Here is a 15713-nt window from a genome sequence, read left to right on the forward strand (position 1 = left end):
CTATCGTTCATCGTCAGAGGGTAGAAGGCGCGTGCGCTGGATTTTCTCTTGCTCCCGTTCGATCGACGTCTCGACCGTTTCTGAGCCCGGCGTGAGGGGGAGAGTGGGAGGAATGTCGCGGCGGAGGAAGGGACGGGAAAAAAATTCGTCGACATCGAACGCATATCTTCGCACGAAGAGGTGGTCCCGCCGACCGGAGGTCCACGAAACCCACGTCGTTGGAGACCGCGCGGGTTCGGTTGGCGCAACGATTGACGGCCCCCCTGGAGGCGTGGACGGATGCCCCGTTGCCGGCATGTCGATCGGGGCATATCGGGTCGACGCCAGTTCGGAAAGGTTGCTGCTGACGAGACTGTCAGCAGACCATACGGGGAAATACCGACGGTTTGGTGCGACGCGCTCCCAGCGCCACTGCTTCAGGTCGGGTCCGTGCGACTCTCTTAGTCTCCGAACGGCGCGACGAAAGGCTTGCCGCTGGCGATGAGCCGCGAAGTAAGTGGTGTCGGGTGACAGCGAATCTGCCCGCAATGAGCTCACGCGACACGGCCTTGATGTGAGATACGGGATTGTGCCGATGTCGCGTCGATACTCGTCCATCCACGTTTCGAACAGGGACGCACCGATGCTGGCGCGCTCGTAATTGGCGTCCCAGTTCCGAAGGTACGTGAGGGCTTCCCGTAAGTACGGTGACGTCGGGCGAAGGACACGCAGGTTCGGCAGGGCATCACGCATCACGTGCCCGGCCCAGGCGCTCGTATCGCTCTGGGTTTCCACCATCGCTCGTCGATCCCGCTGATTCCCCAGTGCATGGGCGACGGTGTGGGTCCATGCTGAGCGACCGACGACGTGTAGAGACGTGTCCGGCGTACGGTTGCGAATGTCGAACGGCGGCGATCCAATGACCGACACGGAGTCCTTGTCGTCCACGCGGAGGCCGGCCGGTTCGTGCAGAGCGAAGGCGCTGCTGTCCGACGTGCGAGCGCTGCGCCACGTCCGGATGTCGGTAGCCGGATCGAGCCCGGACCAGTCGAGCACCCAAACGGAGTCGACGGGAATCGAGTCGGGTGGGACGGCACGAGCAGAGACGGTATCCGTGCCGGCTGTATCCCGTCGCACCGGTTGGGGTTCTTCGGCCGAATCGTTTGCCTTTTCATTTCCGTCATCCCAGGGTCCCGAACCGATCGGCACGGTGGTGCCTTCTCCGGATGGGCGGGTGCGAACGAGGCGAACAAGCTGTTCGTCGGCATTGCGCGGGCTCAACCGGACAAAGTCGATACGATAGGGTAGGGAGTCAGAAGCAACTCGTCGTAGATTGGGTGCGTGGCCCGGTAGCAGGCTCCACGCTGCGCCGCGGCGGCCGGATCGACGAACCGTGCCGGAGAGTAGAAATGGCGTACCGGGAAGGCTTCCGCCGGTAATCCGAGTGCGATCCCCCACGTCGATGACAACATCCTGGAGCATGGGGCGGGCGGTGGCACCCGTCACGAGTCGGGTCGCGAGGGTTGTGCTTGAGTCCTGCCGCGCCCATGCCACGCTGCGGTGCAACCCGTGAACGTGCAGGAATCGGCGTAGCAGGGCGTCGTCTTCGGCGAAGCGTGCGAGCGAAGAGTCGGCCTTCGTTGGCCTGTGTGTGCTGGTAAGAGGTTCGGTCGACAGCCAGGAGAAGAGACGCTCGACGGCGAGGGTGTGCCAGGGGTGCCAGTTCTCCGGTTTCAGGTCCAGAGCAAGAAGAGGGGCACGGTTCGAGACGGACCGTGTCGAAAGCGCCGCATTGACGCCGGCCGTATATGCGGATAGACGCTGCCGGGTCGAGTCGGACACTCGCTCGATCATGGCGCGAGACGTCGCGGGGATCCGCAAACGGTGAACGTGGCGGTCCAGTGGTACACTCGCCTCGCCAAACCATTCTGAAAGGCGTCCTTCCGCCGCCTGGCGCCAGAGAAGCATGGTCCACGTTCGTCGGACGCCATGGATATACCCCAGAATGAAGTCCTCATCCCGTGCAGAGGAAATCGATGCGGCGGCGAGTCCCGACGGATGCCACTCGATGGTAGCTCGCCCATCGAGGGCCGGAACGACCTGTTCTTCGGGCGCTACGCTCTGCGATGACGACATCGACCACAGAAGCGCGACGCTCACGAAGAGCAAGATGGCGACGCCGATGGGGAGGAGGGTCGGTCGATCCACGGACAGCAGGGCACGAAAACGGGACGGGAGAGCGAGAGCCGGTGTTACGGTGCTACGCAGGGCGGCGTGCCGTCAACCATGCCTCAAATTCGTCGAGCGACTTCGCGTTCAGGCAATGCTCGGCCGTGAGCCAGCCTTTCCGCGCGACCTCGACGCCCCAGCGAACGTTTTCCAGTTCGATCATCGCGTGAGCATCTGGATTGATGGAAATGAGCACGCCTTTCTCAATCGCGCGCTTTATATAACGCCAGTCAATGTCTAGACGGTACGGGTTCGCGTTCAACTCGATCGCTACGTTGTTGGAAGCGCAGGCGTCGATGACCCGATCGTGGTCGATCTCATACCCTTCCCGAACAAGCAGAAGACGCCCGGTCGGGTGGCCGAGAATCGACGTGTACGGATTCTCGACGGCCGTGATGATCCGTTCGGTCGCCTCGTTCACGGTCATGTTGAATCCGGAGTGGATGCTGGCAACGATGAAGTCAAAGGAGGCGAGAATCTCGTCGTCGTAGTCGAGAGAGCCATCCCGCAAGATGTCGCTCTCGATCCCAGAGAAAATGCGGAATGGTGATTCTGTATTCTCGGCGTATTCCTCATTCAGAGAGCGAATCTCATCCTGCTGCCGCTCTACTTCGTCGGGTTTCATGCCGCTTGCGACCTGAAGCGACTGGCTGTGATCGCAGATGCCGAAGTACGAAAGCCCCATCGAGCGGGCCTTTTCTGCCATCTGGCGAAGAGAGTGAGACCCGTCGCTGTAGGTGGAGTGATTATGAACGGTTCCCTGCAGGTCGTCGACGGAGATCAGGTTAGGCAGATGTCCGTCGGTTGCGGCCTCCCATTCGCCATCGTCTTCCCGCAGCTCCGGCGGGACGACATCCACGCCGGCGCCCTCGAATATAGCTGCTTCAGTCGCATGCATCCCCGGGTCGCCGTGCTCGCGAATGTACGTCGCGACATGGTCCTTACTGCCTGTCGTTCGCCACAGCGTTGTGCCGAACGCGTCAGGTGTGCAGACGAAGAGTCGGAGCGACAAGCCGCTCGTGAGCGGCGTTTCCACGAGAGCATCCGCGTCCTCGACCTCCGTTGTGACCGAAATCGTGTCGGGGTCGAAGGGAGCCGTGTCGTCCGCCTCCTGCAGGAACTGAATTACGTGGTCCGCGCCGTCGCTCGTGGCAACGACCATGTCGAGGGCCTGAACCGTCTCGACCTTGCGCCGCAACTCACCCGTGAATACGACCCGATCGAAGGCATCTCCGTCCGTGAGGACAGTGTGGACCTCGCGCGCCGCTCGAATTGCGTCTGCGAATCGACGGCGATTGCTGTAGGCACGTAGCAGGGCAACATTCTCGATGATGTTCTCCTGCGTCTTTTTCCCAAACCCGCTCAGTGACCGAACCTGATCGGCCCGTGCAGCCTCATCGAGTTCGTCGAGTGACGTGATGCCCAACTCTTGCCAGAGCGTGCGGACTTTCTTCGTGCCCAGGCCTTTGACTTTTAGTACGTCGAGCAGTCCCGTCGGTACAGCGCTCAGCAATTCGTCCCGCAGATCGAACGAGCCACGCTGAAGCAAGTCCTGGATTTGCTCCGACAGACCGTCCCCGATTCCGTTGACAGACGTCAACTCATCGTCCTGAACGAGATCTGTGACGGCGTCCTCCAGGCCTCGAATGGTCCGTGCGGCTCGGCCGAACGCGTTGGCCCTGTACGGATTACCGCCCGTCAGTTCGATCAGGTCTCCCGTCTGGCGAAGGGCGCTTGCAATTTCCTTGTTGGTCATGCGGCGGGAGGGAATGGCTGTTGAAAAGGGGGAAGGAAAGGGGAGTGCATCCGGTGCGGATGTGGTAGCATCCATGCGAGCAATTGTTCGCAACGTCAGCCGGTTCCCGTGAGCGCACCGGCGCAGAGGATCCGCGCAGAGAAAATTGAAGCTCCGTAGGTATCGACGGGGTCAACTGTGGATCTAATCGGGGACGGACCGGGTACGGATTCCAAGGAGCGGGCAAAGCATTCATGGTGCCCGCGATTTTCGTCTTTCTCAAACGGTACCACCCGCGAATGCAGCGCACCGTTTTTGTCGTCCTCGGCAGTCTCTTATTGCTGGGGGCTGGACTGCTTGGAGGCATCTGGCTGAGTGAGTTTCGACTTTCACGATCGACTCCAGACGAATATCGCCTGGTGGAAGAGGCCGTCCAGGCGATCGAGAGTGCGTATGTTGATTCCGTAGCGCGCGACCGCCTGTCCGGTTACGCCATCGAGGGGTTTTTGACGTCGCTAGACCCCCATTCCGTCTACATCGGCCCGGAACGTATGAAAGCGGTACGGGAGCAGTTCAACGCCTCGTTTGAGGGGATTGGCGTAACATATGAGCTGATCGATGGACCAACCGACCGCGATACCATCGGTGTCCTTTCTGTTTTACCGGACGGACCCAGTGAGGAAGCCGGCATCTGGGCTGGCGACCGGATTGTTGCGATCAATGGTGACCCCGCTGTGGGACTGTCGCACGAAACGATACAGAATCGCCTCAAGGGACCGGAGGGATCGACGGTCGAATTGACGCTTCGTCGGCCCGGGCGATCGGATCTCGTGCAGGTGGCTGTCACTCGCGACGACGTTCCGATTGCTACGCTCGACGCCGCGTACATGCTGGATGGCACGACGGGCTATATCAAAATCAACCGGTTCGCGCAGACGACGTATCGCGAGTTCTCGCATGCGCTTTCACGTCTTGAGACGCGCGGCATGCAACGCCTTGTGCTGGATCTTCGAGGCAACGCGGGCGGCTACATGCAGATGGCGGAGCGGATCGCGGACGATTTTCTAAAAGAAGGTCAGGTCATCGTCTCGGCGCGGAGCCGTCATAAAAAGTATACCCAGACCACCGAAGCCAGTAGTGGAGGTGCGTTCGAAGACCGCCCTTTGACCGTGCTCGTTGATGAGCACTCGGCGTCGGCGAGCGAGATTGTGGCTGGCGCCCTCCAGGATCATGATCGTGCGCTGATTATCGGGCGCAGAACCTTCGGGAAGGGCCTGGTTCAGCGCGAATTCCGGCTCGAAGATGGCAGCGGATTGCGCGTGACAATAGCGCGGTTTTATACGCCGACGGGTCGTCTTATACAGACGGATTACGCAAACGGGCGACGTGACTATTACGAACGGAAAGCGAAGCGCCTTTCACGCGACACGATCCGGAGCCGCGAGGAACTTGTTGCCACGATGCCGGACTCACTCAAATACCGAACGGATGCCGGTCGCGTCGTTCTGGGAGGCGGCGGGATTATTCCCGATCACATTGTACCGCCGGACACCTCGCTGCACCCGTTTATTGGTGATATCATGCGGGGGGGTGTGATGCGAGACTTTGCCCGCGAGTGGGTGGATGGACGAACGAGCGAACTCAGGACCGCCTGGGGGGACCGGCCCGAGGCCTTCGCTCGTGAGTACACGGTTCCGGAGACCGCCTTCCCAGCTCTCGTTCAGTACGCCCGTAGTCGTGGTATTACCGAGACCGTCAATCCTGCACCCGAAGACGATCTCCTCGCCAACGCACCGGTAGGGATGTACGCAGACGCCCTTCTTAAAAGCTATGTCGGGCGACGACTCTTTGGGATGGAAATGTGGATCCGAGTTCGAAACGAGATCGATCCGGTTGTTCATGAGGCCCGGAAGTCGTGGGGCGATGCAGAGCTACTGGCGTCGCGATATCCGGTGAACAGGTAGGTAAAACAGGTTTAAACGAGAATTTCGAATATCCGCTTTTAGACTTGAGCGCCGAGAGATGCTCGCACGGGCACGGCGTGCCAAGGAGGTGGGTTTACGCCCGTTTAAGGTACAGAGCGGAAATGCCGCCGATGTGCCGAAAACAGCGTGCCGTTCGTGCGAGGTACAGGTTGGATTTCCAAAAGAATGGACGAATGTAAACGAAAAGGCTTCGCAGAGGCGATTTCGACTTGCGTATGGATTCGAGATTTTGGTACGTGTACAGATGTCGTCGGAACTCTGTCGTAACGCTGTTGTGAACCGACGCAAGCCGAGAGGCTGTTCATTCCTTTGACACGCTGAGCGCTGGCGTGTATATTAATTGGATGTGACACCATCTTGAAAAGAGTCCGATTGGGTCTACCGAGATGATCGGACGTTTGGAGTAGTTGACTGGCGTCTCGGTTGCCTTTCCGCTTCATCGCGGTTGGCTATGGTAGCGTCTTTCTTCTCAGCGGACGCACCATCCCCACGGACTTTTTGATATGCGCTGCGCGAACGTTGATTTTCGGCGACAGCGCAAGAGTAACACCGAGGTACCCACACGTTGTCGCGATTTGCTCGCTCACCCACGCGACCTGCGAGGCGGATGTGGTTTTTAGACGGCTGAGGACGGCACCCCGGATCGTGCGCTCTGCGCACACCGCGTGCCTGATGCATCCCAGAGCGGGCCTGCCACAGGCGCCGCGCTTCTGATCGCTTCGACTGCACATTGCAACTGACCCCACTGAGGAAAAGCCACCTATGGTGATTTTGAATAAGTTGACGGTTACGCTCCTTCTGATGCTGCCCCAGCAGGGCGGAGGAAGCCCCATCAATGCTCTCGTAGAGCGTTTCAACGAGGGTGGCGGCTGGATGTGGCCGGTGCTCATCTGCTTGATCATCGGTCTCGCCATCGCGTTTGAGCGTATCATCTCGCTCAACCGCGCGGACATCAACACCCGCGAATTCCTGCAGCGTGTTCGCGTGGCCCTCGACGAAGGCGGCATCCCCGCGGCTGAAGAAGAGTGTGCCAATACCCGCGGCCCCGTCGCGTCCGTCTTCCAGGCTGGACTGCTTCGCGCCGACGAAGGTATCGAAGCTGTCGAGAAAGCCGTCGTATCGTACGGCTCGATCGAAATGAGCTTTCTCGAGCGCGGCCTTGTATGGCTCTCGCTCTTCATTAGCGTCGCCCCGATGCTCGGATTCCTCGGGACGGTGATCGGTATGATCCAGGCGTTCGATGCTATTGAGAACGCGGGTGACATTTCGCCGCGACTCGTTGCCGGCGGTATTAAGGTCGCCCTGCTGACGACCGCCTTCGGTCTGATCGTCGCCGTGATCCTGCAGTTCTTCTACAACTACGCCGTGTCGAAAATCGACCGGATCGTTGCGGAAATGGAAGATGCTTCTATCGAACTCATCGATGCGCTCGTGCTTCTGCGCGAAGGCCGCAAAGTGAGTGGCGAAGAGAAGGCAATTCCGGAAAACGTCGGGGGTAAGTAACTCAGTTGCTCTGCGCAGAGGCCGGATCGGGGGATCCTGATCCGGCCGGGATGCGCATCAACCTCGCCTCGGCGAGCTCCCTGACTTAATCGCTGCATCTGTCACCGACACCCCTCTGTTCTCATGGGAAGCAATCCCGTCCTCATGATCTCGATCTATCTTGCGATCGGGATCACCGGCCTTAGCCTCCTCGCCCTCGTCGGGTTTGGCATCCGCAACCTGACCTACGGGAAGGTGGAGCCTCTCACGATCGGCGCGATCGCCGTTCCCTTCGTGCTGCTGGGCATCATGCTCGTCGCTATGCCGACAGCGGCTGAAGCCGGCATTATGACTTTGATTATCATGTTCGCGCTGAGCCTGCTCGGCCTCGTCTACACGGGCGTGAAGAACCTGATCTGGTAGCGCTCCACGACGCTGCGCTCGACCTTGGCGCTCCGGCACCCCCGGGGCGCACGCCGACACGTTTCACTGTGCCCCGACACTCACATGGCTGGACTGCTTGATAAACGACGCGAGGGCCGAGATGACGTGGAGATTCCAACCGCCTCCATGGCGGATATCGCGTTTCTCCTCCTCATCTTTTTCCTCGTCACGACGACGATCAATGTCGATACCGGCATTGGTATGACCCTCCCTCCGAAGCTTGACCAGGAGCAGCAACCGCCTCCTGTGAAGGAGCGCAACCTGTTCAAGATTCTCGTCAACTCGCAGGGAGATGTGCTCATCGAAGGGGAGCTGGCTTCCCTCGACGCGATTCGGGACCGCGTGAAGGAACAGGTCCTGAACTACGGTAGCAACCCGGATCTTTCCGAGAACCCCTCGAAGTCCGTGATCTCCATCAAAACGGACGCCGAGACGCCGTATCGCATCTACGTGAAAGCCCTCGACGAAGTCATGATGGGCTTTCGGGAGATTTACGATAGCGTCGCTCGAAGCGGTAATGCTCCGAGCGGAGACCAGGTTCTGCAACAGACGTACTCGAGTTACCAGGAGTATCGCACGGGACTCGAACCTGAAGAGGAAGACCAGATCCGCGAAGCCATCCCGCGCAACATCTCGATCGCGGAGCCGGACCTTGGCGACCAGCAGTAGTTCTCGCCTCACTTGAGACGGGCCCTGACGCCCGAATCTCCGGTTTCGCCGCTCGATACGCACCTACGCCCCAGACGATATGTCTACTCACTTTCAAAAACGATCCTCCGACACGGAGCCGGGCTTCACGACGGCATCCCTACCGGACATCGTTTTCATGCTCCTGATCTTCTTCATGGTGTCGACCGTTCTGCGGGAGACGGACCTTAAGGTCCAGACCTCGCTGCCTTCGGCTGAGGCCCTGACGAAGATCGACCAGAAGCGACTCATCTCGGCCGTGTATATCGGTCCCATTAAGCAAGGAGAAAAGCAGGGCCAGACCGCGGTACAGATCGATGACGCGCTCATCGAGAACACCTCGGCGATTCGTAACATCATGTACGGCAAGCTCCAGGAGCAGCCGAAGCTGATTGTCTCGCTGAAGGTCGACCGCGAGTCGCAGATGAAAATTGTGAACGAGGTTCAGCAGGAACTTCGCGAAGCGGGTACACTGCGAATTAACTACTCTTCGACGCGCGAAGGCCCGAGATAATGGGCCTTACGTCTACGTTTTGTATGGAAAGAGCTCTGTCACCACGACAGGGCTTTTTTCATACCTGACACGAAAAGAGCCACCGACCCGTCTAGCGGAAATATCCACGAAGCCCGAACGGGAGTCGGCTCGATACGTAGCGCTCAATCCCGGTCGAGTCCTCTTCGCTGACGACCGGTCCGATTCACTTTTGCGACCTATTCTTGCGACGCATCCATGATCCAGCGTATCCAAACCGTCTATCTCGCTCTTGCCGCGATCGCCCTGGCCGCCACAGGCTTCTTCAATGATCCATGGGCGAGCGACGCCGCCACACAGTTCGGATGGTTCGTCCCTGCGCTCATCGCTTCGCTTTCACTCGCCGCGCTGACAGGGCTCGGATCCATCTCGATGTACAGCAACCGGAAGAAGCAACGCAAAATCGTCGTATGGGCGCAGGTGCTCACGGTCGTATATCTGGTTGTCTTGTATACCGGCTTTTATTTAAGTGGTGAACTTGTGCTACGGACCCAAGATGGAATTGAATGGGAAACGACGATCGTCCTACTCTTACCGGTCCTCGCCTACATTCTGTTTTACCTGGCACGCCGAGCAATTACGAGCGACATCGAGCTCGTGAAATCGATGGACCGACTCCGGTAACGACGGCAGTAGGTTGTTGCTATGACCGGAGTCTATCGTCATCGTCTGTACTTTACCCGCTCGATATGCCGGATGCTCGTTCGCCGCGTGTGCTGCTCATTCTGGCACTAGGTGTCATAAGCTTTACGTTCGCGCCGATCCTGGTCCGGTGGGCGAATGATGCTCCTGGACTGGCCATTGCCGCTTGGCGCAACATCCTTGCGGTGGCTCTTCTCGCCCCCGTCGCTCTCGTGAAGATCGGGGACGAGGTCCGAAGCTTCGATCGCAGGGATACCATTTTGATTGCGAGCGCAGGGCTCTTTCTCGGGCTGCATTTCATCACGTGGATCGAGTCGCTCTACCACACGACCGTAGCGAGCGCGTCCGTTCTCGTCACGACAAGTCCCATCTTCCTCGCAGCCCTCGGCTATGTTGTTCTCGGCGAACGACTTGCCTGGCGGACCCTTGCGGGTGTGGGCGTGGCTGTGTCCGGTGCCATTTTGATCGGATGGGGTGATGCTGCCGCCGGGGCGAACGTCCCGGTTCTGGGAGATGGTGCCCTCTGGGGGAATTCGCTCGCCCTGTCGGCGTCGCTCCTCGTGAGCGTGTATCTGCTCATCGGTCGTGTGGTGCGACAGAAGGTGTCCTGGCTGGCGTATGTCTTTCCGCTGTATGCCGTCTCAGCGCTCACGACGCTGGTGGCGGCCTGGGCGGCGGGTGTGCCACTGATGGGCTACGACGCGTCGTTCTATGCCCTCTGTGGCGCGATGGCACTCGGTCCGCAGGTAATCGGTCACGGAGCGTTCAACTATGGCGTGCAATTCCTTCCAGCAACGGTCGTTGGAATGCTCGCTCTGCTCGAGCCCGTTGGTGCTTCGGCGCTCGCGTACGTCTTCTTCTCGGAGGTGCCGCCGCTGATAGCCATTGCCGGAATGCTGGTTGTCCTCGCAGGTGTGGCCCTGGTTATCTGGACGCGACGGGCGAAGAAGGAGTCTGCCTGACAGGTAGATTGGACAAGGCTTAGTCGAACCAGCCCGGGACAAACGCATCCCGAGGGAGTTGGCCGAACGTTGACCGATTCCTCAGAAAATAGTCGACGGCAATCAGACCTCGATAGGGCGGCTGCACGCGCGTTTCCTTTGGGCGCATCCCGTCATACGCCGTCTTCATGCGGTGCGCGTCGCGATAGGCGCGAACGATGGCTTTGGCCTCCTCAATGTTACCGTTGGCGAGCGTGCGGAGACCGGCTGCAGTATCCATCGCCACCCGCTGGGCAAACACACGCCGCCAGTCTGCCGGCGCGAGGTTCTTGTAGAGCATGAGCAGACTGTTGCGGAAGTTGTAGTACGTTTTCCGCGGATTGCCTTTCGGTAGTGATCCTCCGCCGATATGATAGACGGTGCTGTCCGGGGCAACGCGAATCCGATACCCCGCACGTTGCAGGCGCCAGCAGAGGTCGATTTCCTCCATGTGCATTTCGAATCGCTCATCGAGGGTGCCGACATCGTCCAGGGCCGTTCGGCGGAGCATGAGTGCGGCACCGGTCGCCCAGAAAACGTCGCGGGCGTCGTCGTACTGCCCTTCGTCTACTTCCATGGTGTCGAAGACCCGGCCTCGCGTGAAGGGGTAGCCGAGCCGGTCGATGAATCCGCCGCAGGCGCCAGCGTATTCGAATCGGTTTCGGTCATCGTACTGACGGAGTTTGGGCTGCACAGCGCCGACATCATCCGCCTCCATTTCCCGAACGAGTGGGTGAAGCCAGTCAGGTTCGACTTCCACGTCGTTGTTTAGCAAGACGATGTAGTCGCCCGTCGCATGGGGAAGGGCGAGGTTGTTACCTCGGCAAAAGAGACCGTTTTCTTGATGACGAACGATGACGACGTCTGGAAACTCCGCAGCAACCCAGGCGGCTGAGCCGTCGGTCGAGGCGTTATCCGCGAGAATGATCTCGAAATCGGGATAGTCGGTCTCGACCACCGAAGGAAGGCACGTCTTCAGGAGGGGCAACGCGTTCCAGGATACGATAACGATCGAAACGCGGGGAGCGGAAGGCATAAGTAGAGTGGGTGGGTGGAAGGCAGCCGCATCGTAAAGTACGATCGATTGGGACCGTTCCCGACCGCCCGGTTTCAGAAGAATGAGTTGTCGGTGATGATCGCGAGGCCCTGACCATGCGTTTGTTCAGGCCGAATCCTTTCCTCCGGTGCAGCGGTACATGTGACCGTCTTTTTTCATCCGTGAACCTGACCATCACGAATGCCAGACTCTGCCCCGTCGCTTGAGGACGCCCGCGCCATACTGCAGGATACGTGGGGCTACACGGATTTTCGGCCGGGTCAAGACGAGATTATTGAGGCGGTGCTTGAAAAACGCGACGTGCTCGGCGTGTTGCCGACGGGCGGAGGTAAATCGATCTGCTACCAGGTGCCGTCCTTGCTCGGTGATGGCTTTACGATGGTGATCTCGCCGCTCATCGCCCTGATGCAGGACCAGGTCGCAGGGCTCAAAGCACGCGGGATCGAAGCGGCCTTCATCAACAGCACGCTCTCGCATCGGGAGATTGACCAGAGGTGGACGGATGCCGAGCATGGACGCTATCGGCTTCTCTATGTCGCGCCCGAGCGCCTCGAAAGCGACATGTTCGAGGCGCGTGCGAGCCGCCTGAACGTCTCGCTTCTTGCTGTTGACGAGGCCCACTGCGTCAGTGAATGGGGCCACCACTTCCGCCCGGCGTATCTCAAGATCCCGGAGGGACGCGAGCTCCTGGACAATCCGCCCACGATTGCGGTGACAGCGACCGCGACCCCGTACGTCAGAAAAGACGTCATTGAGCATCTGGAACTCGACGACCCGCTGGAGCTTGTTCACGGCTTCGATCGGCCCAACATCGTGTGGTCGGTCTTTCGGACGGAAAGCAAGAAGCAGAAGGTCAGCGACGTCCTGGGCGGAGTGGTCGGCAGCGGAATTGTCTACGCCTCGACGCGCCGCGGTGTGAACACGTGGACACGGTGGCTGGAAGCCCAGGGTGTGAGCGCTGCCGGTTATCACGGCGGTTTGGAAAGCTCCGAGCGCTCGCGAATTCAGGACGAATGGGTCGAGGGGGCGACGCGTGTAATCGTGGCCACCAATGCTTTCGGGATGGGGATCGATAAGTCCGACGTGCGGTTCGTCGTTCATGTCGACCTCCCGGATTCGATTGAGGCGTACTATCAGGAGGCCGGTCGTGGGGGACGGGACGGAAAGCCTTCGTACGCCGTTCTGCTTTTTCAGCCACCAGACGCCGAGACCCAGGAGGCGCTGATCGAATCCGCACATCCTTCAGGAAAAGAAGTGCGTACGGTGTACGATGCGATCTGCAACGCCGGGCAGGTGCCGATTGGGTCAGAGCCGGATGGCCCGGTTGTGGTGAACGAGGAGGTGGTTATGAAGCTCACGGACCTGAGCCGCGGCAAAATCAAGACATCGATTGAACTATTGGAGCGACAGGATGCAATTCGCGTCCTACCTCGACGACGTCACGACGGGCTGATTCGGTTCGAGGAGCCGGCGAATGCCCTTCGAAACTACGCACATCAACTGGAGAATCGCCGCCTGGCAACCTTCGTGCAGGACCTGCTACGGACCGTCCACGCCGATGCGTTTTCCGGTTGGTGGCGTCTCGACCTGCGTCGGCTCGTCCGTCGGACCGAGCTGGAGCGCGAACGTGTCTCCAGGGGACTGGAATATCTCGCCGAGCGTGGATTGCTGACATGGCACCCGCCGGGGGACGCGCTCCGCGTCGAACTGACGATACCACGCGCGCAGAAGCTACCCGTCGACGACAGGGGGGTGACGACGGCGAAGAAGCGCGCAGCCAAACGACTGAAGTACATGCTGCGCTACGCACGCTCGTCGACCTGTCGGCGCCGGTTCCTGCTGACCTATTTCGGCGAAACGGCATCGGAGACGTGTGGGACGTGTGACGTCTGCCTGGGCCGGCACGAGGTTCAGCCCGTCACACCGGAAGACGAAGAGACGCTTCGTCACATTCTGAAGAGCGTCGCGGAAGGGGAGGAGCGTGACTCGTGGTTCGACGACCCGGGCGAGCGCGTTCGCTACCAGGTAGACCGACTCGTGGACTGGCTCGTGCGACATGACTACCTCAGCCTGAAGGACCCGCTCGACGAACGCTACGTGGTGACGGAGAAGGCGAGTCGCTTTCTCTGAGTTTGACAACGCAGAACTGGAATCCAGCCTCCAGCAATGAGTCCGGTCCCTTCAAGGTCGTTCCCTATACTCATTTTGGAGGAAGTGCGCCGTGAGGGGGATTTTCAATCAAAGACTTGAGTATCGAGGTGTCGCGCTCAGCACGGGAGAGTTCCACTCGCATGGCGTTCAGCGAGTCCACGACAGCGGTGTACATCTCCTGGTACCGATCTGGATTCCCTGCGTAGAGGTTCATCATTGTCTCCAGTTCACGTTGTGTGATGCCACGCCGCGCAAAGATCGTGTCTCGGACGGCCCGCATGGAGTCCGGAATCTCCTGACTTTCTCGGAATGTGGATCGAGCACGGAGCAAATGTAGATCGATGAACAGTTGCACCATCGTACTGTCTGCGACGGGGCCCTCCGTACCATCTTCGTCAGAGCAGCCCGTCGCGGTTGCCAGAAACAGAAGGGCAACCGCAAGACTCAGGACGCCGCAGAGTCGGCGCGCGGGACGTGGTAAAACGGACAATGTCATCGGAAGGAGAGCACGGGCCATTCTCGAAGTGCGTACGCCAGGCTACGGGGTCGACGTTATCATCGCCGGGGCCTCACCGTCTGGTGCAGTTTCCACCTCGCGTTCCGTCTTAAACGTTCGCGCGATCACCTCCATCTGGCGGAGGAATTGCAACTTGTCGTATGTCGGCGCAAACACGGACCCGTCGATCATGTAGACGCGGCCCGACGGCTGGTCGTAAAACGTGTAATTGACGAACGGTCCACCGCCTCCCATCTCAACGTATTCCTGGTTGCTGTAATCGCCCTCGATATCCACGCTATCCGGGTCAGCGACGAGATGCCAGAGGCCTTCCGTCTGGTAGCCGTACCGACCGAGGAAATCAGCCTCTTTGGTGTCAAGCTCGCGTCGTTTGTCAATTCTGGCAAATCCGGCCACGTTACCGCGGATATATTCGCGTGTGAGTGAGTCGCGCGTACTGACGATCCACTCCGGCGTGATGAGGCTGGGCGAAGCATCTTCGACGTAATGGACAATGAGGTCGCGTCGCGTGTCGGACAGGATCCGCGCGAGCCACACGCTACCTTCTGGTCCCGTCGTGTCCTGTGAGGCGATCCGGTAGTCGTGCTGGACCTTTACCATGAAGTCGTGTAGCTCGAGGAGTGAATCCTCGAGAGCGAACTGGCGCTCCTTCTCAAACATCTCGCGCTCCATGCGCTGGAGCGTGATTTCTTGGAAGGTGTCTCGCATCTGCTGCCCCTGATTCTCGAGCGTTGAGATCAGTTCTTCCGGCGTTGCAGCGGTGACGTAAAACACGCGCTGACTTTTTCGCCACAGGTTGGGGCGTGGAACGACAATGTTTCGACCGCTCTGAACAGCCTCTCGAACGTCACTCGACAGGCGATCCCGGAGAAAATTAGCTTCGTTCGTTGAGTCGCTCAACGGAGCGATGAAAACGACATTTTTCTGCTCCTGAACCCGGTCGTACGTCGACTGTGAGTTGAGGTCGATCTGCCGGAGGTCGAACATGCGCTCCGGTTGAGGCAGCGTATTGATGTACGGGGCGACGTTGGCCCGGAACGCTTCGCCGACGGGGCCCTGCCAGCTCGTACTGTCCATCACGACGGTGACCTGGCCCTCGACGCCAACTGCGCGGGGACGAAAGTCACCTTCGCAACCGAGGAGCGATACGGAAACAATGAACCCGGCAACTAAGAGCGCGACGACGGCCGGCGCGGTACGCGAGGGGATAAGCATTGACGCGGGAAGAGGGGTCTGTATCACGAGCGAACAAATAGCACGTCTCTACACGGAGATGCAGGGAAATTGCTCCCA

At 59.6% G+C, this 15713-nt stretch carries 13 protein-coding genes; 8 read left to right on the plus strand and 5 right to left on the minus strand.

Going from position 1 to position 15713, the window contains the following annotated elements; genetic code table 11:
* Both CRI94_RS12810 and polX read right to left on the minus strand, forming a co-directional pair.
* Positions 1–2187 carry a penicillin acylase family protein gene (locus tag CRI94_RS12810; protein WP_098076337.1) on the minus strand — a complete coding sequence of 729 codons (2187 nt, stop codon included), beginning with the start codon at positions 2185–2187 and terminating at the stop codon, positions 1–3.
* 52 nt (positions 2188–2239) lie between these two features.
* On the minus strand, positions 2240–4039 hold the full coding sequence (gene polX / locus CRI94_RS12815) for a DNA polymerase/3'-5' exonuclease PolX (RefSeq protein ID WP_245846186.1): 1800 nt from the start codon (positions 4037–4039) through the stop codon (positions 2240–2242).
* 203 nt (positions 4040–4242) lie between these two features.
* Between polX and CRI94_RS12820 the strand changes: the two genes are divergently transcribed.
* The 7 genes from CRI94_RS12820 (at position 4243) to CRI94_RS12850 (ending at position 10677) form a co-directional block, all read left to right on the plus strand.
* A complete protein-coding gene (locus CRI94_RS12820; protein ID WP_179862294.1) occupies positions 4243–5907 on the plus strand; it encodes a S41 family peptidase in 1665 nt (554 codons plus the stop codon).
* A 783-nt stretch (positions 5908–6690) separates the two neighbouring features.
* Positions 6691–7431 (plus strand): MotA/TolQ/ExbB proton channel family protein, encoded by a 741-nt coding sequence (locus CRI94_RS12825; RefSeq protein ID WP_098076343.1) that lies wholly within the window; start codon positions 6691–6693, stop codon positions 7429–7431.
* 123 nt (positions 7432–7554) lie between these two features.
* The gene (locus CRI94_RS12830; RefSeq protein WP_098076345.1) at positions 7555–7833 is read left to right on the plus strand and encodes a hypothetical protein; all 279 of its coding nucleotides are present in this window, start codon (positions 7555–7557) and stop codon (positions 7831–7833) included.
* 84 nt (positions 7834–7917) lie between these two features.
* The gene (locus tag CRI94_RS12835) at positions 7918–8523 is read left to right on the plus strand and encodes an ExbD/TolR family protein (RefSeq protein WP_098076347.1); all 606 of its coding nucleotides are present in this window, start codon (positions 7918–7920) and stop codon (positions 8521–8523) included.
* A gap of 79 nt (positions 8524–8602) precedes the next feature.
* A complete protein-coding gene (locus tag CRI94_RS12840) occupies positions 8603–9055 on the plus strand; it encodes an ExbD/TolR family protein (protein WP_098076350.1) in 453 nt (150 codons plus the stop codon).
* 216 nt (positions 9056–9271) lie between these two features.
* Positions 9272–9697, plus strand: a complete 426-nt coding sequence (locus tag CRI94_RS12845) for a DUF4293 family protein (RefSeq protein WP_098076352.1) — start codon at positions 9272–9274, stop codon at positions 9695–9697.
* Between the two features lie 65 nt (positions 9698–9762).
* Positions 9763–10677, plus strand: a complete 915-nt coding sequence (locus CRI94_RS12850; protein WP_098076354.1) for a DMT family transporter — start codon at positions 9763–9765, stop codon at positions 10675–10677.
* A 19-nt stretch (positions 10678–10696) separates the two neighbouring features.
* Here the strand turns inward: CRI94_RS12850 and CRI94_RS12855 are convergent, their stop codons facing one another.
* Positions 10697–11731: a glycosyltransferase family 2 protein gene (locus CRI94_RS12855; protein WP_098076356.1), complete on the minus strand. Its 1035-nt coding sequence runs from the start codon at positions 11729–11731 to the stop codon at positions 10697–10699.
* A gap of 201 nt (positions 11732–11932) precedes the next feature.
* Here CRI94_RS12855 and CRI94_RS12860 point away from each other — a divergent pair, with 201 nt between their 5' ends.
* The gene (locus CRI94_RS12860; RefSeq protein WP_098076358.1) at positions 11933–13882 is read left to right on the plus strand and encodes a RecQ family ATP-dependent DNA helicase; all 1950 of its coding nucleotides are present in this window, start codon (positions 11933–11935) and stop codon (positions 13880–13882) included.
* A 70-nt stretch (positions 13883–13952) separates the two neighbouring features.
* On the opposite strand, the gene CRI94_RS12865 is transcribed toward CRI94_RS12860, so the two are convergent.
* Both CRI94_RS12865 and CRI94_RS12870 read right to left on the minus strand, forming a co-directional pair.
* Positions 13953–14420 carry a DUF4296 domain-containing protein gene (locus tag CRI94_RS12865; protein ID WP_098076360.1) on the minus strand — a complete coding sequence of 156 codons (468 nt, stop codon included), beginning with the start codon at positions 14418–14420 and terminating at the stop codon, positions 13953–13955.
* Between the two features lie 21 nt (positions 14421–14441).
* Complete coding sequence (locus CRI94_RS12870; protein ID WP_098076362.1) at positions 14442–15635, minus strand: DUF4837 family protein; 1194 nt, start codon at positions 15633–15635, stop codon at positions 14442–14444.
* Between the last annotated feature and the right edge of the window lie 78 nt (positions 15636–15713).

The sequence above is a fragment of the Longibacter salinarum genome (assembly GCF_002554795.1).
In the GTDB taxonomy this organism is placed as follows: Bacteria; Bacteroidota; Rhodothermia; order Rhodothermales; family Salinibacteraceae; genus Longibacter; species Longibacter salinarum.